This window comes from Legionella sainthelensi, from assembly GCF_900637685.1.
Lineage (GTDB): Bacteria > Pseudomonadota > Gammaproteobacteria > Legionellales > Legionellaceae > Legionella > Legionella sainthelensi.
Window position 1 is genome coordinate 2,964,112 of the sequence record NZ_LR134388.1, and the last position, 24,037, is coordinate 2,988,148.

The window sequence follows — 24,037 nt, forward strand, 5'->3', positions numbered from 1 at the left end:
TGAACCAACACAGGCATCATAATTGAGTCTGATGTACTATACCCTCGAATCTGGAAAATTGATTATTCTTCTTTTTATGTATTTATTTTGGATTTGAAAAATAAATATCAAATCGTACTGTTTTCCCATTCACCTGTGCATTTACCGGCAATAAAGGGGTACTTTTTTGTGGCCATTTTACAACTACTTTCTGTTTCGAGCGTGTTATCGCTAACTGGATCAAATTCCGTGCATCATCATCCGCTCCAATTATTTTCTGCAATACCTGCATCTCTTTTTTTACTAATGCAGATTTACTACGTTCAGGATGCATAGGATCGATATAAATTATATCAGGGTAATTTTCTTCCTCGAGTGCATTAAAATAAGAATATGCATCGCCAGCATAAAGAGATAGATGCATCTTTTGTTGATCAGAGTCACTTCTCCTTGATAATGCATCGGATAATAAAGAAGCCATGACAGAATGGCGCTCTATCATTAATACTTCTGCTCCAAAACTGGCTAATATTGCAGCATCACGCCCCCAACCTGCAGTAGCATCAATAATTCTAAGTCCAGCACTAGGTTTACAAGCACGAATTAAACCTTGCTTTTTTCCTTCTAATTTTCTCTTACTCCAAAATACACTACTTAATTCAGCCGAAACAGGTGAAAAACCAGGTATTTTTAATGCAAGTTTATCTTCAGCAACAAAAAGACAAGAATTTGCATGCCTGTCCAAAACAAAGTTTAATTGTTTCGCAAGGAATTGTGCTTTGTCATATAAATTGTCATGCTCATAACCTACTGATGTAATCTCAATCATATTTGCAACAATGAAATATCTGCAACACCTTGTAATAAATCCTGCAAGCAGACTAAAAGTGCTAAACGATTAGACTTTATTGTTTCATCATCAACCATCACCATTACTTTATCAAAAAAGGCGTCGACGGGCTCTTTAAGAGTTGCAAGTAATTTCAATAATGAACTATAGTCAGCAGCGCGATATAAAGGCTCGACTGCTTGAGCAATATGTTTTATCTGAGTGTATAAAGACTTTTCTACCTCTTCTTCAAGTAGTTGCTCTTTGATAGGTGGTAAAACATGTTTGTCTATTTGGGCAAGCAAATTATTCACTCGTTTACATGCAGCAGAAAGAGAGGCAGCCTCAGGGCGTATAACAAATGCTTGCAAAGCACTTAATCGTTTGTCCAAATCATACAGCCATTCATCTTGACGAGCACGGCCAGCATGTATTAAATCAAGGCTTAATCCCTGACCTTGGTAGTAGGATTGTAGGCGATCCAATATAAATAATTTTAATTCATCGCGAAGACTCGGCTCAATGGATACTTTTGCTCCATAATGAACGATTGCTTGTTCAATTAAAGTGCTTAAATTTAGTGGCGCAGAAGTAGAAATGAGTAAACGAACAACCGCCAAAGCATGACGGCGTAATTTAAATGGGTCTTTTACTCCTGAAGGTTTTTGCCCAATAGCGAAAATACCCACTAAAGTATCAATTCTTTCTGCTAAAGATAATGCTAAACCTAAATCAGATTCAGGTAGGCTGTCCGCAGAAAAACGAGGCATATATTGCTCATTTAAGGCATGTGCGACAGCCTGGTCTTCACCATCATTTAATGCGTAATAATACCCCATTAATCCCTGTAACTCTGGAAACTCTCCCACCATCCCTGTTAACAAATCACACTTACTTAATTGGGCGGCACGTTGTGCTTGATGAACATCTAAATGTAGCGCTGCACTTAAATAGGTCATCATTGCTTCAACCCTCAACGCTTTATCTAATAAGCTTCCCAGTTTTGCCTGAAAAACAACATGTTCTGTTCCTGGAATGAGTTGACTTAAAGCGTGTTTTTTGTCTTGTCTAAAAAAGAATGCTGCATCGCTTAAACGAGCACGCATTACTTTTTCATTTCCCATAATTACTTGTTTTGGATTGGAGCTAACAATATTTGACACAGTAATAAAATGAGGTAACAAATTCCCTTGCTTGTCTTTTAAAGCAAAACATTTTTGATGTGACTGCATCGATGCAATTAATGATTCCGCTGGAACTTCAAGAAATTCTTTTTCAAAATCGGCTATTAATGCTTGGGGCCACTCCACAATGGAGGTTACTTCATCAAGCAAGCTTTCAGGCATAATTGCTGTCGCTTGATAAGATGAGGCCAGCTGTTCTACTTGCTCTTGAATTATTTGCCTACGATTAGCAAAATCAGCCATTACAAAAGCTTCTTTCATTTGTGATTCATAACTTTGTGCGGAATGAATAGAAAATTGTTGTGGATGATGAAAACGGTGCCCTCTACTAAAGCGACCACTTTGAATTCCTAAAAGAGTATACTCTATGACATCATCACCATAGAGGGTAACTATCCAATGTACAGGTCGTGCAAACTCTCCATCACCCGATCCCCAACGCATCGGTTTAGAGATAGGTAACGCAGCTAAAGCTTGGCTAATCAAAGCAGGTAATAAATCTTTAGTTTTATTTCCTTGACTCTGTGTCTCATAGATTATCCAGGCCCCTTTTTCTGTTTCTAATTGAGTCAGCTGTTCCACCTCTACGCCACAGGATTTTGCAAAACCTAGTAACGCTGATGAAGGATTGCCCTCTTTGTCATAAGCAGCAGCTAATGCTGGCCCTCGCCGAGTAATATTTTGGCTTTGTTGTTCTGCTTGTAAACCTAAAATAGCAACAGCAATCCGTCTAGGCGTTGCATAACGTTTTACTTGTCCATAAACTAATTGTGCTTTATCTAATGCAGCTAGCAAGAGATTAGCAAATTCATCAGCCAGAGGCCAAACTGAACCAGAAGGTAACTCTTCACAACCTAATTCAAAAATAAAATCATTGACCATCACACACCTTTTGGTTAAGCATAGGAAAGCCTAAAGCTTCGCGTGCCTGATAATAAGCTTGTGCCACTGCTCTTGATAAATGCCTTACCCGTAAAATATATCGCTGTCTTTCAGTAACTGAGATTGCTTTGCGTGCATCGAGTAAATTGAAGGAATGCGATGCTTTAATCACCATTTCATAAGCCGGCAAAGGCAACTGTAAAGAAATTAATTTTTGCGCCTCACCTTCATAATAATCAAATTGCTTAAAGAGTTCCTCTACATTCGCATGTTCAAAATTATAAGCAGACATTTCAACTTCATTTTGATGGAACACATTACCATAAGTAATGATCCCGTTAGCTGTTTTACTCCAAGGAAGATCAAATAAATTATCTACTCCTAATAAGTACATAGACAAACGTTCTAAGCCATAAGTCAATTCACCAGTTACAGGTTTACATACTAAACCACCTGCCTGCTGAAAGTAGGTAAATTGAGATACTTCCATACCATTTTGCCAAACTTCCCAGCCTAATCCCCAAGCCCCGAGTGTAGGTGACTCCCAATTATCTTCAACAAAACGAATATCATCTGCCAGCGGGTCAACTCCTAAAGCACGTAAAGAATCCAAGTACTTATCTTGAATGTCTAAAGGTGAAGGTTTGAGTACCACTTGGAATTGGTAATAATGCTGCACTCGATTTGGATTATCTCCATAACGACCATCAGTAGGTCTTCGAGAGGGCTGAACATACGCTGCATACCATGGTTCAGGGCCTATTGCGCGCAAAAAAGTAGCCGGGTGAAAGGTACCTGCGCCAACCTCCATATCAAATGGTTGTAAAATGACACATCCTTGAGCAGCCCAATATTGCTGCAATGTTAGAATAATATCCTGAAATGTAGTTGGTTTTGTCATGAAGATCTCAACATAACCTAGGTGCAGCGAAACAGAACCTGGGGGTTTCTGGCACAAATTTTCCGGGCTCTGCTTCGCTGCGCCCGGCTACATATAACGGTCTTATGAATTACCAGCTGCTTTCTTAATTAGCTCTTGTAATGATTCTTCACTCGCAGCACCAGGTATAAATGAGGGCTCTGAGCCGGCTTTAAACTGACCATTAGGAGTTGAAGCAACAATAAATGCGGGAGTACCCATCAAGTGTAATTTTTCTGCTAATTCACGATTCGCATCTAAAATGGCAGTAACTTCTTTGCTTTGCATGTCAGTTTTTAACTTTTTCATGTCCAAACCTAAAGACTTGGCAGTTGCCATCACGATCTGGTCATTCAAACGTTTATCGATAGAAATCAGCGCATTATGCATTGCTTGATATTTACCCTGCATACCAGCAGCTAAAGCAGCTCTAGAAGCAAGCTCGGAGCTCTTACCAAAAATAGGAAACTCTTTATATACAACACGTAAGTCACTATCTTTTTTGAGCAAGCTGTCTATGACTGGTGACATTTTTTTGCAATGAATGCATTGATAATCAAAAAACTCTACTATAGTTACATTACCCTTAGGGTTACCCACTATGGTAGTTTTACCTTGGAATAATTGATCTGTATTGTCTTTAATTGCAGATTGAGCTTGTTGCTGCATGTTTTGTTGTTGCTTTTGTTGTAACGCTTGCGAAACTTCCAATAATACTTCTGGATTAGCTACTAAATAGTCATGCACTACTTTTTCAATTTCTTTTTTTTGTGCATCAGACATAGGAGTCGCAGGATTAGTATCTGCTGCTATTGCAGATGATGTCATAGACACCGCCAGTGCTCCTACTGTTAATAAGCTTTTAAATTTCACGCAATTCCCCTTATTTAATAGTTAACATAATACCAAAATCCTTTACAAACGGCACCCTAGCATCCACTTGAAGAAAATTCAATAGCTAGAATGTGATTGTACTCATTTTACTATGGTACAGACAAAGATAAAATTTAGGTTTTGAGCACATTCATGAGGCCAGTCAAATAAATTATCTTCCTCCAGCCTTATGTTGCAACAGCCAAATTAGCATAGGCTAAAACAAGCCATTTTACGCCATGCCCCCTAAATTTTACCTGGACACGAGTATGCGCCCCACTCCCCTCAACTGCTAATACTACTCCCTGGCCAAATTTTGCATGAGTCACATTTTGCCCTAGAGGTAACCCTGATGTATGTGGCGCAACTGCAGGTTTAGTTCGAGAGATAGCAGGCGATTGAAAACTCGCCTTTACTCGAATTTCCTCTAGCAGCTCCTGCGGTAATTCTCTTAAAAATCGTGAAGGGCGATGATATTCTTCTCGCCCATACTGACGCCTTATTTCAGCATAAGATAAAATCAGCTTACGCATAGCTCGAGTCATACCCACATAGCATAGTCGGCGCTCTTCTTCTAAACGGCCAGGCTCCTCCAAAGACTGTTTTCCTGGAAAAACACCTTCTTCCATACCCACCAAAAATACCATGGGGAATTCAAGACCCTTAGCAGCATGTAAAGTCATCAAGTGCACATAACGTTCATGCTCGTCAGCTTGCATTTCTCCTGCCTCTAATGATGCATGTGCTAAAAATGCATTCACTAAAGGAATGACTTCATCTTCTTCTTGTTCATAACGAAATTGTTTTGCAGCATTGATCAATTCCTGTAAATTATCGAGGCGAGACTCTGATTTATCTCCTTTGATTTTGCTGAAATGTGCATACAACCCACTCAACTGAACCACCGTGGAGAGCTGCTCATCTAATTCCATTTCTACAGTGTCTTGTTGCAGTTGCTCAATTAATTCAATAAATTTTGCTAATGCAGAACCAGCACGTTGTGCCATCCCACCTGATTGTAATAAAGTTTTAGCTGCATACCATAAAGAACATTGTTCTGATTTTGCATAATAACGTAAATCATCAAGCGTTTTTTCACCTATCCCACGAGTCGGGAAATTAACAACACGTTCAAAAGCCGTGTCATCATTAGGATTAACCAATAAACGTAAATAGGCTAAAGCATCTTTTACTTCCGCACGATCAAAGAATCGTAAACCACCATAAATACGATAGGCAATCCTGGCACGCAAAAGCGCTTCTTCTAAAACCCTGGATTGTGCATTGGAACGATATAAAATCGCAATTTCATCCGTGCTGGTACCTTGATTGATTTCCATCATAATACGCTCACAGACAAAACGTGCTTCATCCAGTTCATTAAACGCACTATAAACAAGAATTTTTTCTCCAGTTGCACCATCTGTCCACAAATCTTTCCCCATTCGTGAGTGATTATTGGTAATTAACGCATTTGCTGCATCAAGTATGGTTGCAGTAGAGCGATAATTTTGTTCTAAGCGGATAGTGAGGGTATTTTTAAAATCCCGGGAGAATTGTTGAATATTCTCAACCTTAGCGCCACGCCAACCATAAATGGATTGATCATCATCACCAACTGCCAAAACAGCAGTATGCTCACCAGCAAGAAGACGAATCCATGCATATTGAATCGTATTAGTATCTTGGAACTCATCTACTAAAATTGCTTGAAAACGTTGACGATAGTGATGAAGAATTTCTGGATTGTCCCGTAATAGTTCATGTGTTCTCAATAACAGTTCCGCAAAATCAATCACTCCTGCGGTCTGACAGGCTTGTTCATATGCTCTATAAATATTAAGTAGTGTTTTCCCCGGTCCATAGGATAAAGTATGTACGTGTTGCGGTCGTATTCCTTCATCTTTTTGTCCATTAATAAAAGATTGGGCTTGTTTTACTGGCCATTGTTCCGAATCAAGATTTAATGCAGCAATAACTCGTTTAATCACTCGTGCTTGATCTTCTGTATCGAGAATATGAAATAATTCGGGTAAATGAGCTTCTTTATAATGGCGACGAAGCAAACGATGGCATAATCCGTGAAATGTTCCGACCCATAACCCCATGATAGGCGTATTCAATATATTTTTTAATCGCGACCTCATTTCACCAGCCGCTTTATTGGTAAATGTTACAGCCAAAATACCATGTGGAGATAGGTGCTCTTCTGTAATCAACCAAGCAATGCGACTTACCAGAACTTTGGTCTTACCACTTCCAGCACCGGCCAGAACCAATGTGTTACCAAGCGGAGCGGTAACTGCTTCACGTTGTCGCTCATTCAACTCTCTAAAAATTGCAGCAAGAGTCATAGTTAATTCCAGGAAATAATCGATGGTGTATTCTATAAATAGATTCTTTTTCCCGCAAGAAAAAGAAAATGTAAAGGCGTTAGTACAATTATAATCAACTCCCTATCAAATTGCCCAAATCTAATTTTCTCCAGATTTTAAATTTTATGACGAAGAAACATCCAAACTCGAAGAACGTTGAAACCTTTTTGTGCAGGCACAAAAAAATAAGTACCAAACAACCAGGGTCTGTTGACAATTCACCTGCCGCCTCGTGCTGCTTCTTGTCCGCGGCATCCATTCGATCTAAATCATTGGCAAATTTCTTGATACAGGTCACGCGATTGAGGGTTTAGTTTCTCTATTAAATTTATTTTCCATTGTCTTGGCCAATTTTTGAAACGTTTTTCACGTCGTGCTGCTTCAACGTATAATTCACATGCTTCATGATAGACCCGCATATGTACGTTATACTGAGCAGTGAAACCAGGACTGACTTTATTTTTGTGTTCCCAAGTCCGTTTAATGATGTCTGACGTAGACCCTACGTAAAGAGTACCATGATGCTGACTCGCAAGAATAGAAACATAAGCCAGACTCATCGTACTTCCTTGGATGTTGGGCAAACACTGAGATAATACCGGAAGCTGCGCTACATAGGTAGCCATAAAAATGCGCATGCCATAGCAACAAGAGAAGCATCGTTTCGCTTTAATTTATCAACTCTTGTGGCGATTGCACGAACGTGTTTTATTCTGACAAAAAAATTTTCAACTCGATGTCTGTATTTATAAATACCCCAATCCATATCTGCATTGCCAGTTTTAGAATTGCTCTTTCCTGGAATCACGGGAATGGATGATTTTTTTCGAATGGTATCTCGAACCTCTTCGCTATCATAACCCTTATCTGCAATAGTATGTTCTGCAGCAGGTAACTTTTCGATAAATTCTGGTGCCACTTTGCAATCATGCACTTCGCCACCTGTTATTTCAAAATCAATAGGTAATCCGTGAGCATCAACGGCCATATGAATCTTCGTTGTATTTCCAGCAGCCGACTTACCAATGCCTTGTTCTTCCTTATTAGGCGCGCCAGCACTATGTTGATGAGCATTGACAATACTGCCATCAATAAACTCCCATTCTAAATCGGGCTCTTGCACAAGCGTTTTAAAAATTTGAATTAACTTTTTTTGAGATGACCATCGATTAAATTGTTGATAAATTCAATTCCAGCATCCAAAATCTATCGGTAGGTCACGCCAAGGACACCCAACCCGCATGCGATATAACATTGCCTCAACTATCCTACCAAGATTGGGCTTGTCATAAATTCTGTGCTGTAGCATGATCTCCCTCAGCTTTGACCAACGCTCGTCATTGAGCATAAGTCTAAGCATTGCAAACTCGTTTTATACTTGGTATCTGAGCCGTTATATTATGAGTTCGCTTTCATTAATCAATCAATTAGGTTGTTCAGCTTTTAATTTGACCATCTACTGGATGCCGCGGACAAGCCGCGGCACGTAGGCGGCAGGTGAATTGTCAACAGACCCTACAATACTTCTTAAAAATAAAGGTGCTAATCGTTGTTGATTTACATAAACTCATGAGCTGATGTATTCAGTAAAATTTACTGTTGATTTCAAGCGCCTCCCAGCGCAAAATAAGGCAATATAGCAAACATCCTAAAAGGACTAATATGCATTCACTCTATCCTTCAATAAAACCCTACGCACAACATGAATTAAAAGTCAGTGAGCTGCATACACTTTATATTGAAGAAACAGGTAATCCAAATGGAATTCCTGTCATAGTACTTCATTCAGGCCCCGGGGTTTCTTCTGGAGATGGGTATTTAAGGCGTTTTTTTGATCCCCAGCATTACCGAATCATACTTTTTGATCAACGTGGATGTGGGCGTTCTACACCACATATAGAACTTCGTGAAAATACAACTCATTTCTTACTTGATGATATCGATGCCATTCGAGATTTTTTGGGGTTGCCTGAATTTGTACTGTCTGGTGGAGGATGGGGCTCATTACTTGCATTACTTTATGCGCAAAAGTTCCCTCAACAAATCAAGGCGTTACAATTGCATCAGGTTTTTTTAGGAAGACAGCGAGATTGCGATTGGTTTTATAAACAAGGCACTAATTTATTTTATCCTGATTATTGGCAAGAATTCATAAGCAGTGTCCCAGAAAATATGCTCAATGAGATTCCAGAATACTATGCTCATTGTTTACAAGGAACAAATGAGTTAGCCCGCATGAGTGCTGCCAAATCATGGGCATTATGGGAAGCCCGTTGCAGCAGTTTACAACCTCATTTATATGTTATTGACCAATTTAGCGATCCTCATTTTGCTTTAACTCTTGCAACCTTAGAATCTCATTACATGAAAAATCATTTTTTCATTGAAGAAAATCAAGTATTAGCTAACGTCCATAAAATAAGGCATATTCCAACATACATTGTTCATGGGCGTTTTGATTTAATCTCTCCTTTAGCTGGGGCTTTTGAATTACATCAAGCGATCCCCGCCTCTAATTTAAGAGTAGTTCGCGATGCAGGACACTCTGATAGGGAATCTGGAATTATTGATGCTTTAATTTACGCAAGTAAAGAAATCTCCAAACAGGGACTCGATGCATGTTAGTTGTAATTCAAAGAGTATCCCATGCCCGAGTAGACATCGCAGATGAAACTGTAGCCAACATTGATAAAGGATTACTCATACTCTGTGGTTTTGAACCTCATGATACGGAACATACAATCAATAAAATGTTAGATAAATGCATCAATTACCGCATTTTTGACGATGGACAAGGCAAAATGAATTTAAGTCTTAAAAAAGTCAATGGTGATTTACTACTCGTGCCACAATTTACTTTAATGGCAGACACACAAAAAGGCTTGCGTCCTAGCTTTTCAAATGCGGCCCCTCCGGAACTTGGGCGGCAATTATTTGATAATTTGCTCACTCGTGCTGCACACGTTTTCCCCAAAATCCAAAGTGGGTGTTTTGGCGCCAACATGCAAGTTCATTTATGTAATGATGGTCCGGTGACCTTTTTATTAAAATTTTAACGTGCATTAAAAGTAGATCATGAGAGATAAATGGATTAATTGGAAATCAATCGCAATCTGGATAGTTTGCAAGAGCATTAAACTCGTGTAACATCTCCAATAAAATAAATAACAATAAAAATCATGCGATTCATCTTATCAGTTGTTGGTTTTACGAGTAGCCTCATTTTATCTGGTTGTGTTTGCAAAGGAACGAACCCCGCAGACCCTTTTGAGCCGTTTAACCGCAAAGTATATAAATTTAATACTGCCCTCGACAATTTACTTTTAAAGCCTCCAGCAAAAGTGTACAGGGCTGTAATTCCTGCTCCTGTTCGTAAAAGCATTAATAATTTTTACAATAATCTGGATCTTATTCCTACAGTAGGAAATGACCTATTACAAGCACAAGGAAAATGGGCTATTCGTGACTCGTGGCGTTTCATCATAAACTCTTCTTTAGGTGTGGGTGGTTTATTTGATGTCGCGAAAACTTTTGGGTTACCTCCTCACTCAAATGATTTAGGTCTGACACTAGCTAAATGGGGAGATAAAAATTCTCCTTACTTGGTGATACCTTTCTTAGGCCCAAGCACACTCCGAGATGGCGCCGGATGGCTTTTCCAATTCGCGTTATACAGCCCTTATGTTTATATAAATGATGATACACTCGTCTACAGCTTATTAGCACTACGATATATTGATTTACGTTCTCAATTATTTGATACCGATCGTATAATGGATGAGGCTTTTGATAAGTACGCATTTATGCGTGATGCATATTTACAATACAGAAACCATCTTATTACTGGTACTGAACCAGATAATGGAGCTCTTTATTCAGCAGATAAAAAAGCACAGCAGAATGCTGCAGCAGAAGTTGGCAGTGATTATGTAGATGAATAACGACGCAACACTTATCCACTAATCGCTACCCTCAGCAACCTACCCGCCGCGCTTTATGCGCGGTTGGCAGAAAATTTCGTTAAAACCATCAAATTTTGTGAAAAACGCTCAGAGAATGAGGTTCCGTAAGGCTCATTGAAACTGTAAATTCAAAAATGCCCAATTTATCTACTACGACAAATTGTCTCAAGACAATTTAAAAAATCACCAGCAATATCTAAATTGGTTTCGGATTCTATTTCACGCAAGCAGGTTGGGCTTGTAACATTAATTTCAGTCAAATAATCTCCTATCACATCAATACCCACAAAATATAAACCTTTTGCCTTAAGCGTAGGAGCAATTTGCTCACAAAGCCATTGATCCCTAGTTGTGATGGGCACGACTTCCCCTCGAGCTCCAGCCGCCAAATTGCCCCGTAAGTCTCCCTCCGCAGGAATACGTGCCAAAGCATAAGGGATAGGTTGACCATTGATTAACAAAATACGCTTATCTCCTGTCGTTTTTATTTCATGAATATAGCGCTGGGCGATGACTGTTTGTGTCTGGTTTTTGGTTAACACTTCCAAAATCACCGCTAAATTTTTTCCTTGTTCTTCAACATGAAATACAGAGTTTCCACCCATTCCTTCCAAGGGTTTAAAAATTACTTGTTTATGCTCCTCCCAGAACGCTTTCAATCGCTTTATATTCTTAGACACAAGTGTGGTAGGACAACATTGTGGAAAATTTAAAGTGAAAAATTTTTCATTGGCATCACGTAAAGCTTGTGGATTATTTGCTACTAAAACGCCTTCACGTGCTGCAAGCTCCAAAAAATAAGTAGTGTAAATATATTCTGTATTAAAAGGAGGATCTTTACGCATCAAAATAATATCAAATGAACCTAAAGGCCGTTCCCCAAGATCAGTTATTTTAGCCCAATCATTACGATACAAATCACCAATACTTAACTCATAGACTTGCGCAAAAGCACGCCCCTCTTTACAGAATAAATCTTCTTGAGTAAAAACAGCACAAGACCACCCCAATTTTTGTGCTCTTTCGAGGAAAGCTAGAGTAGTATCTTTATGTGGTTTTAATTGGTCTATTGGATCGAGTAATATTCCTAGCTGCATTATTCACCTCCAATTGCCGCAATTTCTTTTGCTGCAGCCAGGGCAGCTAAACGAGCAATAACACCATAAACATAAAAACGATTGGGATAATCCACTTCAGTCAAATCATCACAAGGCATATTGCAAGCCTGGGCAAAAGCCAAAGGTTCAAAATGCATTCCAGGTGCATTTAGGTTTTCATCAATACCACGCTCTTTATGAACCCTATAAAACCCTCCAACTACAAACTGACCAATCATATAAACCACTGGCTCAGCAACCGAACCATTTGGCATAGTTTCAAAAGTATAGACACCCTCTTGAACAATAACTCGGTCTACTTTACGGCCACCTTTACTCGCTGACATCCGTGTACGTTGTTTTCTATTGAGTAAGCGTACTTCATCAGCATCATGTACCATCATAACACTCATACCATAAGTGCCATTATCAGCCTTGATCACAACAAATGGGTTCTCTTTAATGCCATAAGTCGCATATTTATCTTTCATTAAAGTTAAAATTCTCTCCACTTCAATGGCTAATTTATCAATGCCTTCCTGTGCCATAAAATCAATACCTTCTATAGCACTAAAATAAGGATTAATTAACCACGAATCCATGCCCACCAATTCGGAAAACTCATTAGCCACTTCATCGTAAAAATTAAAATGTTGGGATTTTAATCTTGAAAACCAGCCTAACTGCGCTGTAGGTCTTATTTTTTGTTGTATCCCTTTTAAAACTTCGGGAACACCTTGAGATAGGTCATTATTTAACAAGAGAAAGCAAGGATTAAAATCAGCGAGACTTACACGATCACCATGACGCTGTATCGGCTCAAGCAGTAACGTTTCACCACTCTCGAGAACAACTTCCGTAGGTTCAGTTATTTCTGGATCTAAGCTGCCTACGCGTACAACAAAACCAGCTTTTATAAAAATGGTTTTTAATACATTAAGACTTTGCAAATAAAATTTATTACGAGTATGACTTTCTGGAATCAATAAAATTTTAGTGCAATCAGGGACATAATCGATTAATACAGACTGTGCTGCCTGAATACACAAGGGAAGAAACTCGAGATTTAAATTATTAAATCCTGCTGGAAATAAATTGGTATCTACGGGAGCTATTTTAAAACCTGCATGCCGTAAATCAACAGAGGATGTTAATGGAGGAGGAGTTTTCTTCCATTGATGTCTAAACCAAGTTTCAATAGTAGCAATTTGGTTCAAAACAATTTTTTCCACATGAAACAAAGGTCCAGAGTGTGCCGTAGTCAAATGAGGAACGGGAATTTCATGGGCGTTCATACTTTCTCTCTTATTGTTTTTTCAACGATGTTACCGAGGTTAGCATAGAAATAAAAGATTTTAATAATTTTCTGTTATCATATATAGCAGTCATGGAAATTAAATTCACAAACAAATCCAAGGAACCCCTGTTTATGCTTAATGAACTAGCCCAACAATTTGCTGCACAAATCCAGACTTTCTTTTATATCATGACATTAATTAATGGCATTTTACATTTAATTTTTGCTGGTGCTGTGGCCCATGATGCTGGAAATATGAATCAACTGGGACAACGACCTGTTCTTGTTTCTGCAGCTACCTGGGCATTTGCAACCTTAATAGGTGGCGTATTTATAGCAGCAATTTATTGGCTATTGCATCACTCAACCTTAACAAGACCAGTAAGAGAAATTCGTTATGATAAACCCCAATATTAAAACAATAAATGTACATGAACTTAAAAATGAAATGAAAAACTGTCCTGATCTTTGTTTAATTGATGTACGTGAATTAACAGAATGGGAAGAGTTTCATATCCCAGGCGCAATTCATATACCCAAAGACAGTATTGCTGCCACCATTGAGTCTAAAATCCCTAATAAAAATCAGGCTATTTATTTGCACTGTAAAGCAGGGGTAAGGTCTTTATACGCCGCTCAATCTTTAATAACTTTAGGATATCAACATGTCTACTCAGTAGATGGAGGAATAATTGAGTGGGCTTTATCTGGCTATCCCATAGAGCCGTCACCCAATGTTTAATGAGTCTTATTCGAGAAAATAATATATCTTTTGGAATTAGTGTCTACAACACCAATTCCAAGCCCTGCGGCACTCACATCTGGAACGTGAGGTACGAAATCACTTAGCCACTAGAAGGTATGCATGAGTTGCTCTTCTGGTTCCTGGCTAAGAGCAACAAGAGCAGTACTAGTCTTATCTGCAAATAAACCAAAAGTCTGGGTCGCGGTTTTTTTATCAGGCTCTTTGACTAACTGCTCCTCTTTAGCAAGTTTCACCTGTTCTAACTCTAATGCCTTGATTTTTTCTATCAAATCAGAAAGTACTTTTTCAACATCATATCCTCTAATTCTCCTCTTTGAAAAAATCTGCTGGCGCTCTTCCAAATAGCCATTTATAGGGTTACTAGGATCTAAATATACACGCTCACGCATAAATTGGTTTAGTGCACTATACATGCCCTTTAAATCTTTTGAATCGGGCATATTTTCTTTAGTAAGACTTAGGGATGTTGTTAATGAATTATATAAATTACTGTTTGTAGGGCGCAAAAAAACTGGAGTAACAACACCTTGATAGCTTTCATCAATCTGATTCCAAATATAAAATGCGGCTGCATTAAGAATGCACGTTTTATTTTCAATTTCAGATCGATTAAGCCCCCCCATAACAGCAAGAAGATACTTACACTGGGTGGCTCTTTCCGGATGAGTTTTATAAAGAGTTCTTAATGCGGTTTTTAAATCTTTCTCATAAATCCTATGATGTTTTAATTCGGTTGTTATACTTTCCTTAATATATTTTTCCAATAATTTATGCTCTACATACTGAAAACCCATTTCTGCTCTCCTTAAACTCCATGAATCGGGAATTAGTAAAATTTACTCTAACGTCCGAAGTGTAAACCAATTCATACCTACAGTCATGCATTTTCTTTTTACTGCTTACTTAATTTTTAATCTTTAAAAATCAATAGTTAATCACCATAGATTTATAACTAAACTATGAAACCTAAAATACTTTGTAGTCCACACTATAGTGTTGTAAGTTTCTAGAAAAAATTTCATGAGATCTTGTTTTTTAATCGCTTTTGATTACCCTATTCACTCCTTCAAATCTTTTGTCCTTGCTAGGATTCTTTATGCAAAATTACATCTGTGCGATTTTTTTTATTTTAGGCTGTGTCTCGACTTATGCTCAAACAAATCAACCAAAATTGATCCTGCAACTCGTTGTTGATCAATTACGTGGTGATTTAATTTATCAACATCAACAACAATTCGGAAATGATGGGTTTAATTACTTATTGAATCACGCTCTTGATTATCGTAATACGCACCATCCGCATGCCAATACTACAACTTGTGCTGGCCATGCTACAGTTGCTACAGGAAGTTCTCCCGCATTACATGGCATTATCAACAATGAGTGGTACGACCGAAAAACACACCAAATGGTCTATTGTATGGAAGATTTAAAAGCAAATATCCTCCCTACCCCCTATACCCATATAGCCATACCTGGTCGTTCACCTAAAAACTTATATACTTCTACTTTGAGTGATGAAATCATATTGTCTCAAAAAGGACGTGCTTTTGGTGTCTCATTAAAGGACCGTTCAGCAATTACCCTAGCTGGCCATGCTGGTAAGGCATTTTGGTTTGATACAACTAATGGGGGTTTTGTTACCAGTGACTATTATTACACCCAATATCCTCAATGGGTCAAAAATTGGAATAAAAATTATCATGCTCAAGATTTCGATTGGAATTTAAGTCAACCTAAATCAGAATATCGTAATAAAAACTCCCCCGGGTTTCATCATGAAGATGAGCTTTTTGGACAAACGTTCCCACATCATGTAACTCAAGCCCCAAGCCCAGAATATTTTAAATCCTTATCAAGAACCCCTAAGGCAGATCAGTTAACCGCTGATTTTGCAGAGCAGCTCTTAATCGAAGAACAATTAGGCAAATCTCCTGATAAGACAGATTACCTGGCGATTAGTTTCTCCGCAGTCGATGCAATTGGCCATCAATTTGGTCCTAACAGCCTGGAAGCAGAAGATAACTTGCTGACGTTGGATAAAACACTAGCCCATCTTTTCGCAGCCATAGACAAACAAGTCGGCCTAAATAATACACTCATTGTATTGACTGCTGATCATGGCGTGAATGATGGACCAACATATCTTAAAGCACATCATTTTGAAGAAATTAACCCCATTAATATTCCTGAAATGGAACAATACATCCACAATAGATTAAAAAATCAATATAAACTCCCAGAACAAGCACTCATGTCTATCACGCCTCCTTTTATTTATCTCAACAATAAGCTACTTACCCAACACAAACTCAACCCGAATGATGTAAAGCGTTTTCTAGCGCAAGCTTTAACCTTAAAATCTGGAATATTTAAAGCATATGCATTACCCATTACAGACATTGAAACCGATTGGCTTAGTGCTAAAGTAAATAAAATGTACTATCCTTATCGATCTGGAGATGTATATATTATTCAACCTCCCAATCAATCATATGGTTTAAAAAGTAAAGATAGAGTAGCCCATGGCAGCCCGTGGCAATACGATAGCTATGTACCTTTATTATTCGCACATCCTTCTTTTAAACCACAACGCATTTTTCGACCGACCTACACAACTGATATCGCTCCAACTTTATCTGCATTGTTGCTAATCAAGTATCCATCTGCCGCAATTGGACAACCTTTGCCAGAAGTAGTACAGGCATTTAATTAAAATAAGTTCGTCATAAAAGGCAATGAAGTTGCCTTTTATGACACTCTCTCGAAAAGCTTATTCCAGCCCAAAACAGAGTTGCATAGCATTTATACTAGAGCCAGTTCTAAATATAAGTAAAACGATATAAGAATTGATTAAACCCACAATAATTTACGAGGGGAAAACCTAATTAAAGATTGAATTTGACCTAAAAAACCTTTACTATTTGCACGAAATTTTTAGCGATATCATCATGAACAAACAAGCAATAATTATTGGGATTTCAGGCCCTTCTGCATCAGGTAAAAGTCTTTTAGCGAATACTATTGTTAGTGAGTTAGGTTCAGAGCAAGTAGTAGTTATTTCTGAAGATGCCTATTACAAGGATCATGGTCATTTGCCTTTTACTGAAAGGGAAAAAATAAACTACGATCATCCAGATTCATTTGACCATGCCTTACTTTGTGAACATTTGCGTCAGTTAAGACAAGGTAAAAAAGTCGAAATTCCTATTTATTCTCACTCCCAACATCTTCGCTTACCTGAAACAAGAACTATTGGCCAACACGCTATAATTGTTCTTGAGGGAATTTTACTTTTTAGTGATAAAGAGTTGCGTGACATAATGGATATTCGAATTTTTATGTCTACTCCTCTAGATGTATGTTTAACCCGACGTTTAAAAAGAGATGTTGTTGAACGACATCGGACCTTTGAATCAGTGGTGCATCAATATGAAACAACCGTACGCCCTATGTATTTGCAGTTTATTGAGCCCTCAAGCCGCTATGCAGATATCATCGTTCCTCGTGGCGGAGAAAATAGAATTGCTATTGAAATGATTCAAGCTAAAATGCGTGAATTATTAGCATCACATACTAATTAGAATTATGGGAGAAAATGGTGGGATTTTTAGCGGGTAAAAAAGCACTCATTATTGGTTTAGCAAGCAATCGCTCAATTGCATACGGTATTGCCAAAGCATTTCATGAGCAAGGAGCTGAGTTGGCGTTTACCTATCAAAATGAACGATTACAAGAACGTGTAGAAAACATGGCAGCGGAATTTAATTCCACACTAACATTTCCTTGTGATGTAGCCCACGATACAGAAATTGAAGCATTATTCTCCAATTTACGTAAGCATTGGAATCAATTAGATATCCTAATTCACTCAGTTGCTTATGCCCCAGCAGATCAAATTAGTGGTGACTTTGTTGAGTCTTGTACACGCGAAGGATTTAGAATTGCCCATGATATCAGCGCATATAGCCTTATTGGTCTTGCAAAATCAGCGTTACCCATGATGGAAGAAACTCAAGGTTCTCTTTTAACCCTATCTTATTATGGTGCCGAAAAAGCTGTGCCTAATTATAATGTAATGGGAGTTGCGAAAGCGAGTTTAGAAGCCTCCGTACGCTACTTGGCGGCAAGCCTGGGTCGTAAAGGAGTTCGAGTTAATGCTATCTCAGCAGGACCGATTAAAACTCTTGCAGCTGCGGGTATTAAAGACTTCCGTAAAATCCAAAATGCTTATGCCCAAATTACCCCGCTACAAAGAAACGTAACTATTGAAGAAGTAGGAAACACCGCTGCATTTTTATGCTCTAACCTAGCTTCAGGGATTACCGGTGAAGTAGTTCATGTTGATGCTGGCTATCATGCAGTATCTACTATGGGTGATATCGGTTAATTTCAAGCATTATATAGACCTCTTCATAAACAGGTTACTTGCAACTGTCTCTTCTTACAGCTTTACCCCATGGCTTGTCCATGGGGTTCAATGATTTTAGGGCAGCTCTAATGCATCCTAAAGAGAAATCGGAGACCTTGGAATGGAGCCGAACTGGCATTTTAGCGAGGTGCAAAAATCCGTTGTTTACAACCCGTAATTCTATTTATTACACAAAATATGATCACTTTATCAATAAATGAAAAATAATTTGTTTCCTTATGTCATGGGTTCATTTAGTAAAAAGAAAAAAACAAACTAATAGCCAGGTTGCAAGCGCCGGAGTCGGAGTCTTCTGCACATATTGCTTCGTGGTAAAAAATGATTTAATAGTTTTTTTGTTTTACAAGCCTAATTTGAAACTGAGCAGTGCAAACATACACCTTTCGTGCTCGTGATAAAATCATCTTAGACTTGGATAGTTTTCTACACCTAGAGTAGCAGGAGCAGCTCCTGGCGTTTTGAAAAAGCGTAGTTCTTTATTCATCAATTGAGATGATAATATATTCGCTTGAACTTCTTCAGAATCTTTATTAAACCCTATCAAGTCAAAATAATGCGCAATTTTCGAATCTAAGGCTTTTTTTGCGTAATCCATGGCATTGAGGCCATGGATATCGGTTATTTTTATGTTAATTTCTGGCTGTTCTAATAAAAATAACACACTCTCATAATCATCCCGTCGAACTGCTTGAATTAGTAGTGTTTCACCTTCGCTATTTTGGTGATTTACATTAATGCCAAGATTCTGTAAATGACGAAAATAGATATGACGATTTTTTCTTTCCTCAAAAGAACACCCTTTTTTAAGAAGATAAAAAACAGGTGTTTCTCCCTTGGCATCTTCCAACTCCAAAGAGGCACCAGAATTTTGTAGTAATTGAATTCCTGTAATATTTAACTCCTTCAGCATATGAGACAGTGGTGAAATACCTGAAGATAAAATCACATCAGGCGATGCCCCGAGTTGCAAACAATTATCCAACTCTTCCATTGCTCCAGTTGATATAGCAGTTTCTAATTTTGATTGAAGCTGTTCTTGAGTGGAAAAAAATGATAATTGATTTGTTTCGCTGAGGATATCAATTGGAGTCATTTGAAATACGTTTTTCACATTGATGAGTTCTGAAGAAACAGTTTGTAATAAGCGATATATACCTCGGTTTTTTGTTATCGCAGCAAGATGTAACGCGGTATTTTGATCTTCATCCATTGCTTTTGGGCTCAAGCCTATGGATAGTAAATATCGAACGCTATTAATTTTACCATGTCGTACGGCAAAGAGGAGATGTGAATCATTTAACTGTGAGGTCTTGCCTCCACTGTCTTCTGAGCTCAAAGTGAGTTGAATTAATTCAGGCGCATCTTTTAGAATTGTCTGTTGAATAATTGAAATAGTTTCTTCTGCCTTGAGTGACTCTTCGTTAGAAGATATAGGGGTTAACTTAGCAGAACTCATTGCAATATCAATTGTATTTTGATCCAAGTATTTTCCAGCACTTTGAATACATGCCTGGATCATTTCCCTGATAGTAGAAAGTTTAAATGGGTTACTTTGCGCTAAGCCCTGTGAAAAATAAGCATTATGTATGTCATTTTCGGATTCTGACTCAATTCGATCGGCAAGACACAAATATTTAATGACGAATTGGAAGGCTGCTGAAGCTTCTAGGGCTTTATCCTTTTTGACTAAATGAAGAGCTGCTTTAAAATATAAGTTAGCAGTAATTAGATACGCCGGAGTACCCAACCAAGCTGCCTCTTTTTCAAAAGAGGGCAACAAACTAAGCAAATCAAAAAATGCCCCTTCCTCTTTAGAAGACATTTTCATAAAACAGTCATGTGCATACACTTTGAAAGCATGATATGAATGAAAAAAAATTGCACGTTGTAAATAATGGCTCTTATCTTCAGGATATTTTAATGATAAGTAATAATTCAGATAACCAAGGGTGATATCCATATCACTTAATCGCGGTGAGTTTCTAAAACGAAATTGAGGCAGATTTTTTACGCGAATGGCCTCACGCTGCGTTTTCCAAAATGCATCAAACTCGGATAAAGCTAATATTTTGCGAATCGTTGGGTGTTGCTGACAAAACTCATTTAACTCAGTGAGTTTCAATGTGTTTAGACGAGACAGGATATCTTCTCGATTCAACTCATTTGGGTCTTCAACAAAATTTTCTAACTGCGTTTTTAGCAATAATAATGTAACAGTTTGATTATTTGTCATAAAATACCAATTGTCAATATTTGCGCAAAATGTACCATAAAAAAACACTTATATCAAGAATGAAATCCTTCTTCATTCTCAGGATACCTTTTATTTTGTACTGGCATCAAGCGATTATTTTTCAGCAGTGAATAGATCAAATCTTAAATGTTATTTCACTGTCTGGTGGTGTTTTATTAGTTTCTATTTCAATAACATTATTTTGAGACAAACTTTCTACTGCATCTTGACTTTTTACCACGGAATCAGAAAGGCTTAAAACATCCTGTCTTTGTTCGTCTAATTGTTGCTCCTGTAGTGTTAAAACATCTACCTCTTCCCAATCTTGCTTCAGCACTGGCGCTCCAAGTTTGAGCATCGGATTATGATCGCGCTTTGGCATTAAATCATATGCTTGATGCGATTCCTTGAGCATAGCTAAACTCTCAACTTTAGCCGTATTGTAATCAGTTGCTGCAGCCCCATGTTTTATACAATTATCCAAATAGTCAATTAATGCTTTTTGATTGGTGTTTACTGGATTTTTCACAAATCGCATCAATACATGATTTAAATCATTCAGTCTATCCAATTTAACCGCAGCCTCATAAGCTTGAGCAAGTTTATCTTTCATGCCTACTTGCAACTCTTCAACAGTTATCAAGTTCAATATTATTGGTCGTAACTTTTGTTGTATATCAAGTTGTAATTTAAGCTCAAGGTGTTTCGCAAATCCAGGATTTCCTTTGATAGCATGGAGAGTGTCATACATTACTTCGACTTGTCGTGCAGGTTTTTCTTTATTAAGCAGTATCTGAGCTTGATAATGTTCAATCAATTTTTTGGCAGAGTTAAAATTATTGCCCGAATAACCAGCACTCATAAGCTTTATACTATTCATATCAAGATAATCTTTCTTCTTACTATCCGTGACAAAAGGTGCGCGCTCTGGATAAATACTGTTTTCATTGATTTTTTTTAACTCTTCCTTCGGAAGGATTAATGTATTTCCATTCTTTTTGCATAAATCCAAGTTAACACCTGCGCTTCGAAGAATATTAATAATATGCTCCCGATTAAACTCACTAAAGGTTAAGCGCATATTCTCACCACTCTCTTCCATAGCACTAATCCTAATTGTGTTTCTTGTAGTCCATGGGTGACGATAAGGACGACCATCATCAGAAAATAGTACCGGATTATTGACCAGCTTTTCTAATTCCAAGGCAGGTTTTATTTCTTCCTTATGTTTTAAAAAAAGTGCTGGGGTCATAGGTGCTTTATTCATACTAGGAAAATTTTTAAACATCGTGTCAAACCGATTGTTTATAGTGCCCTTAATGGTCTCAGCATCTTTTTTTAATTTTAATAATTCGCTTTGCTGGTCTGTTAAGAAGGTCAATCGTTCCTTTTGTTTTCTGCCTAATGATCCAATTTGATTAAGACTATTAATCTCTTGTTGCGTACTTTTTAAATTTGAATCATGAGTTTCGATAATGTTATCCATCATCGTATTAATTCTTTCTTGATTATTCAGAAGATGAATAACTCCATCAAATTTAGCATCAAAAGAGGAATCTTCAATAAGACTCCGATTTCTACCTTGATTATGACGAGAGTGGCGTTTTACCCCAGTGGGAATCATACTGAGGCGGGTATCAAAATCCATTTTATCACTACTCATAATCACCTGATCAAAGATATAGAGATCTTTGCCTCTAATGATGGCTTTGTTTTGATTATAAGCACCTACAAAATCTGTATCATTACACAGAAAGGAAAATGCTGCTTTGTCACCAAAATCATTGAGTGTCGTGTCACAATGTAAACCATTTCCTACTGGAGTAATGGTAGAATGATGCAAATAAGGGTCACCAATAGTTCCAATTTTTGTTATTCCACTAGGTACAATAATTCTTTGTGTTTCCCCTTGCGCAAATTCTTTCATTAACTGGATGTTATCAAAAGGCACATATAGAGCAGCTTTGCCGTTATGATTCACCATGGTCGACTGGGTGGTTTCAAAACCGAGAATTCGGGCAATATTTAATGCAATTGCTTCGCGTTGCACCTCAATCGTTTTCCCATGTTTTGGTAACTTAAGAATCCCTTTTGTTTTTAGTTCACACGCTGATGTATATTTCTGAAAATCTTCATAAGGAAACTTGCTGCTTTTATGAAATGTTCCGCCTTGGTTAGTATTTTTAAACTTGCTACCATCATCCAAAATTTTTTGAAGTTTTGTGATAACCTCCTCGCGAGGCGTAACCGATATTTTTTCAGTGACCCCACCTGCAGATTCCGCCATCGTGCAAAATTTAGAAAGTTTTCCTTGTTCATTAGGGATATCAATCACTCCAATATTTGAAATTTTATCGATATTTTTTAGAAGCGAAAGAATGCCCTCAAATTTCTTTTTTTCTATATCATTTTTTTCTTCTTTATACTTTTTCTCAAACCAATCAATAGCATCTTTGAGTTTTTTTGGCGATGATATATCCGCGTTCGGTAAAACAGTGCTTGCTATATCTTTTAAGGTTTTAAGTGCTTGATTTTTTAAATTATTAAGTTCCTCATCCTGACTGATAGGTCGCGATTCTGTGGCTCTGCTGGTGTAATTAGTCAGCGACTTAAACTTCAACAGTTCATCAACTTCATCCTCAAGTGCATCACCATCGTAGCCTACAATCTTTGGTGGAATATCATCATTTAAATCAACCGCTAGTCTAACTAACCGAACAAAATCCTTGTATTCTGAATCTTCAGGCGTAAGCTTATCTAGGCTGAATAAATTAGTATTAATATATTCAATGGACTGAGCAATCCGTTCATAAAGTTCCATATCACCAAGCCAGGACTCCTCAAACTTTTTACCATAAAGAGTTTGTAAGTAATGTTGTATTAAAGCTTTTTTAATTTCTGGATCCATAACGCTGTTTTCTTTATAAGAGTGACCCTTATGTGAAGTTTAGTATAAAAATTCTACTTCACACAAAGCAGCAGCAAAAATCAGCCCTTAACGCACGTTAATAACCGATAAAAACTTTTTTAATTTTAATGGAATAGCCCTATATTGAAATGTCTTCCAAAAAGGGAACAGTCATTATGAATTGAGTATCTATAATCGCAGCTTTGCTATCTATAATCTGAGTAAGCCATTAAACGCTCTAATCAAGAATTAATTAGATTTATAAAACTATCTAAATTGAACATCGAGGCCATAAATTCAT

The 24,037-nt window shown here is 37.7% G+C and carries 19 protein-coding genes and 1 pseudogene; 8 read left to right on the forward strand and 12 right to left on the reverse strand.

Annotation, left to right across the window (positions count from 1 at the left end):
- Positions 1–82: 82 nt before the first annotated feature.
- The 7 genes and pseudogenes from EL220_RS13055 to EL220_RS13085 form a co-directional block, all read right to left on the reverse strand.
- Positions 83–808: a class I SAM-dependent methyltransferase gene (locus tag EL220_RS13055; RefSeq protein ID WP_027271367.1), complete on the reverse strand. Its 726-nt coding sequence runs from the start codon at positions 806–808 to the stop codon at positions 83–85.
- Complete coding sequence (glyS, locus tag EL220_RS13060; RefSeq protein WP_027271366.1) at positions 805–2,874, reverse strand: glycine--tRNA ligase subunit beta; 2,070 nt, start codon at positions 2,872–2,874, stop codon at positions 805–807. The genes EL220_RS13055 and glyS overlap by 4 nt, the downstream gene beginning before the upstream one ends.
- Positions 2,864–3,775: a glycine--tRNA ligase subunit alpha gene (gene glyQ, locus EL220_RS13065; RefSeq protein WP_027271365.1), complete on the reverse strand. Its 912-nt coding sequence runs from the start codon at positions 3,773–3,775 to the stop codon at positions 2,864–2,866. Before glyQ ends, glyS begins: the two co-directional genes overlap by 11 nt.
- Positions 3,776–3,877: 102 nt before the next feature.
- Positions 3,878–4,666 carry a DsbA family protein gene (locus EL220_RS13070; protein WP_027271364.1) on the reverse strand — a complete coding sequence of 263 codons (789 nt, stop codon included), beginning with the start codon at positions 4,664–4,666 and terminating at the stop codon, positions 3,878–3,880.
- 188 nt (positions 4,667–4,854) lie between these two features.
- Positions 4,855–7,020, reverse strand: coding sequence for a DNA helicase II (gene uvrD / locus EL220_RS13075; RefSeq protein ID WP_027271363.1), 2,166 nt, complete (start codon positions 7,018–7,020; stop codon positions 4,855–4,857).
- Between the two features lie 290 nt (positions 7,021–7,310).
- The gene (locus EL220_RS13080; protein WP_128130989.1) at positions 7,311–7,601 is read right to left on the reverse strand and encodes a GIY-YIG nuclease family protein; all 291 of its coding nucleotides are present in this window, start codon (positions 7,599–7,601) and stop codon (positions 7,311–7,313) included.
- 50 nt (positions 7,602–7,651) lie between these two features.
- Positions 7,652–8,401: pseudogene (locus EL220_RS13085) on the reverse strand (IS5 family transposase).
- 302 nt (positions 8,402–8,703) lie between these two features.
- Here EL220_RS13085 and pip point away from each other — a divergent pair.
- The 3 genes from pip (at position 8,704) to EL220_RS13100 (ending at position 10,982) form a co-directional block, all read left to right on the forward strand.
- The gene (gene pip, locus EL220_RS13090) at positions 8,704–9,666 is read left to right on the forward strand and encodes a prolyl aminopeptidase (RefSeq protein ID WP_027271576.1); all 963 of its coding nucleotides are present in this window, start codon (positions 8,704–8,706) and stop codon (positions 9,664–9,666) included.
- Complete coding sequence (gene dtd, locus EL220_RS13095; RefSeq protein WP_027271575.1) at positions 9,660–10,097, forward strand: D-aminoacyl-tRNA deacylase; 438 nt, start codon at positions 9,660–9,662, stop codon at positions 10,095–10,097. The genes pip and dtd overlap by 7 nt, the downstream gene beginning before the upstream one ends.
- 123 nt (positions 10,098–10,220) lie before the next feature.
- A complete protein-coding gene (locus EL220_RS13100) occupies positions 10,221–10,982 on the forward strand; it encodes an MlaA family lipoprotein (protein WP_027271574.1) in 762 nt (253 codons plus the stop codon).
- 164 nt (positions 10,983–11,146) lie between these two features.
- Here EL220_RS13100 and gshB read toward each other — a convergent pair whose 3' ends face one another.
- Both gshB and gshA read right to left on the reverse strand, forming a co-directional pair.
- On the reverse strand, positions 11,147–12,100 hold the full coding sequence (gene gshB, locus EL220_RS13105) for a glutathione synthase (protein ID WP_027271573.1): 954 nt from the start codon (positions 12,098–12,100) through the stop codon (positions 11,147–11,149).
- Positions 12,100–13,395 carry a glutamate--cysteine ligase gene (gene gshA / locus EL220_RS13110; RefSeq protein ID WP_027271572.1) on the reverse strand — a complete coding sequence of 432 codons (1,296 nt, stop codon included), beginning with the start codon at positions 13,393–13,395 and terminating at the stop codon, positions 12,100–12,102. The genes gshB and gshA overlap by 1 nt, the downstream gene beginning before the upstream one ends.
- A gap of 134 nt (positions 13,396–13,529) precedes the next feature.
- Between gshA and EL220_RS13115 the strand changes: the two genes are divergently transcribed.
- Positions 13,530–13,814: a hypothetical protein gene (locus EL220_RS13115; RefSeq protein ID WP_027271571.1), complete on the forward strand. Its 285-nt coding sequence runs from the start codon at positions 13,530–13,532 to the stop codon at positions 13,812–13,814.
- Positions 13,795–14,139, forward strand: coding sequence for a rhodanese-like domain-containing protein (locus EL220_RS13120; RefSeq protein WP_027271570.1), 345 nt, complete (start codon positions 13,795–13,797; stop codon positions 14,137–14,139). The genes EL220_RS13115 and EL220_RS13120 overlap by 20 nt, the downstream gene beginning before the upstream one ends.
- Positions 14,140–14,249: 110 nt before the next feature.
- On the opposite strand, the gene EL220_RS13125 is transcribed toward EL220_RS13120, so the two are convergent.
- Positions 14,250–14,957 carry a hypothetical protein gene (locus EL220_RS13125; protein ID WP_027271569.1) on the reverse strand — a complete coding sequence of 236 codons (708 nt, stop codon included), beginning with the start codon at positions 14,955–14,957 and terminating at the stop codon, positions 14,250–14,252.
- Between the two features lie 302 nt (positions 14,958–15,259).
- Between EL220_RS13125 and EL220_RS13130 the strand changes: the two genes are divergently transcribed.
- The 3 genes from EL220_RS13130 to EL220_RS13140 all read left to right on the forward strand — a co-directional run bounded on the left by EL220_RS13130 (position 15,260) and on the right by EL220_RS13140 (position 18,553).
- Positions 15,260–16,879 carry an alkaline phosphatase family protein gene (locus tag EL220_RS13130; protein WP_027271568.1) on the forward strand — a complete coding sequence of 540 codons (1,620 nt, stop codon included), beginning with the start codon at positions 15,260–15,262 and terminating at the stop codon, positions 16,877–16,879.
- A gap of 235 nt (positions 16,880–17,114) precedes the next feature.
- Positions 17,115–17,747, forward strand: a complete 633-nt coding sequence (gene udk / locus EL220_RS13135; RefSeq protein WP_027271567.1) for a uridine kinase — start codon at positions 17,115–17,117, stop codon at positions 17,745–17,747.
- Positions 17,748–17,761: 14 nt separating this feature from the next.
- Positions 17,762–18,553, forward strand: a complete 792-nt coding sequence (locus EL220_RS13140; protein WP_128130913.1) for an enoyl-ACP reductase FabI — start codon at positions 17,762–17,764, stop codon at positions 18,551–18,553.
- 442 nt (positions 18,554–18,995) lie between these two features.
- On the opposite strand, the gene EL220_RS13145 is transcribed toward EL220_RS13140, so the two are convergent.
- Together EL220_RS13145 and EL220_RS13150 are read right to left on the reverse strand one after the other, a co-directional pair.
- Positions 18,996–20,828 (reverse strand): DUF5630 domain-containing protein, encoded by a 1,833-nt coding sequence (locus EL220_RS13145; protein ID WP_232002454.1) that lies wholly within the window; start codon positions 20,826–20,828, stop codon positions 18,996–18,998.
- A gap of 136 nt (positions 20,829–20,964) precedes the next feature.
- A complete protein-coding gene (locus EL220_RS13150) occupies positions 20,965–23,736 on the reverse strand; it encodes a hypothetical protein (RefSeq protein ID WP_027271564.1) in 2,772 nt (923 codons plus the stop codon).
- Positions 23,737–24,037 lie beyond the last annotated feature (301 nt).

What these genes read in the sequence shown, in the direction of transcription:
- EL220_RS13130 (WP_027271568.1), top strand. Translation starts at nt 15,260, where the DNA reads ATGCAAAATTACATCTGTGCGATTTTTTTTATTTTAGGCTGTGTCTCG.
- EL220_RS13080 (WP_128130989.1), bottom strand. Translation starts at nt 7,601, where the DNA reads ATGAGTCTGGCTTATGTTTCTATTCTTGCGAGTCAGCATCATGGTACT.
- EL220_RS13150 (WP_027271564.1), bottom strand. Translation starts at nt 23,736, where the DNA reads ATGGATCCAGAAATTAAAAAAGCTTTAATACAACATTACTTACAAACT.
- uvrD (WP_027271363.1), bottom strand. Translation starts at nt 7,020, where the DNA reads ATGACTCTTGCTGCAATTTTTAGAGAGTTGAATGAGCGACAACGTGAA.
- gshA (WP_027271572.1), bottom strand. Translation starts at nt 13,395, where the DNA reads ATGAACGCCCATGAAATTCCCGTTCCTCATTTGACTACGGCACACTCT.
- dtd (WP_027271575.1), top strand. Translation starts at nt 9,660, where the DNA reads ATGTTAGTTGTAATTCAAAGAGTATCCCATGCCCGAGTAGACATCGCA.
- pip (WP_027271576.1), top strand. Translation starts at nt 8,704, where the DNA reads ATGCATTCACTCTATCCTTCAATAAAACCCTACGCACAACATGAATTA.
- EL220_RS13125 (WP_027271569.1), bottom strand. Translation starts at nt 14,957, where the DNA reads ATGGGTTTTCAGTATGTAGAGCATAAATTATTGGAAAAATATATTAAG.
- EL220_RS13120 (WP_027271570.1), top strand. Translation starts at nt 13,795, where the DNA reads ATGATAAACCCCAATATTAAAACAATAAATGTACATGAACTTAAAAAT.
- gshB (WP_027271573.1), bottom strand. Translation starts at nt 12,100, where the DNA reads ATGCAGCTAGGAATATTACTCGATCCAATAGACCAATTAAAACCACAT.
- EL220_RS13115 (WP_027271571.1), top strand. Translation starts at nt 13,530, where the DNA reads ATGCTTAATGAACTAGCCCAACAATTTGCTGCACAAATCCAGACTTTC.
- glyQ (WP_027271365.1), bottom strand. Translation starts at nt 3,775, where the DNA reads ATGACAAAACCAACTACATTTCAGGATATTATTCTAACATTGCAGCAA.
- EL220_RS13100 (WP_027271574.1), top strand. Translation starts at nt 10,221, where the DNA reads ATGCGATTCATCTTATCAGTTGTTGGTTTTACGAGTAGCCTCATTTTA.
- EL220_RS13140 (WP_128130913.1), top strand. Translation starts at nt 17,762, where the DNA reads ATGGTGGGATTTTTAGCGGGTAAAAAAGCACTCATTATTGGTTTAGCA.
- EL220_RS13145 (WP_232002454.1), bottom strand. Translation starts at nt 20,828, where the DNA reads ATGACAAATAATCAAACTGTTACATTATTATTGCTAAAAACGCAGTTA.
- EL220_RS13055 (WP_027271367.1), bottom strand. Translation starts at nt 808, where the DNA reads ATGATTGAGATTACATCAGTAGGTTATGAGCATGACAATTTATATGAC.
- glyS (WP_027271366.1), bottom strand. Translation starts at nt 2,874, where the DNA reads ATGGTCAATGATTTTATTTTTGAATTAGGTTGTGAAGAGTTACCTTCT.
- udk (WP_027271567.1), top strand. Translation starts at nt 17,115, where the DNA reads ATGAACAAACAAGCAATAATTATTGGGATTTCAGGCCCTTCTGCATCA.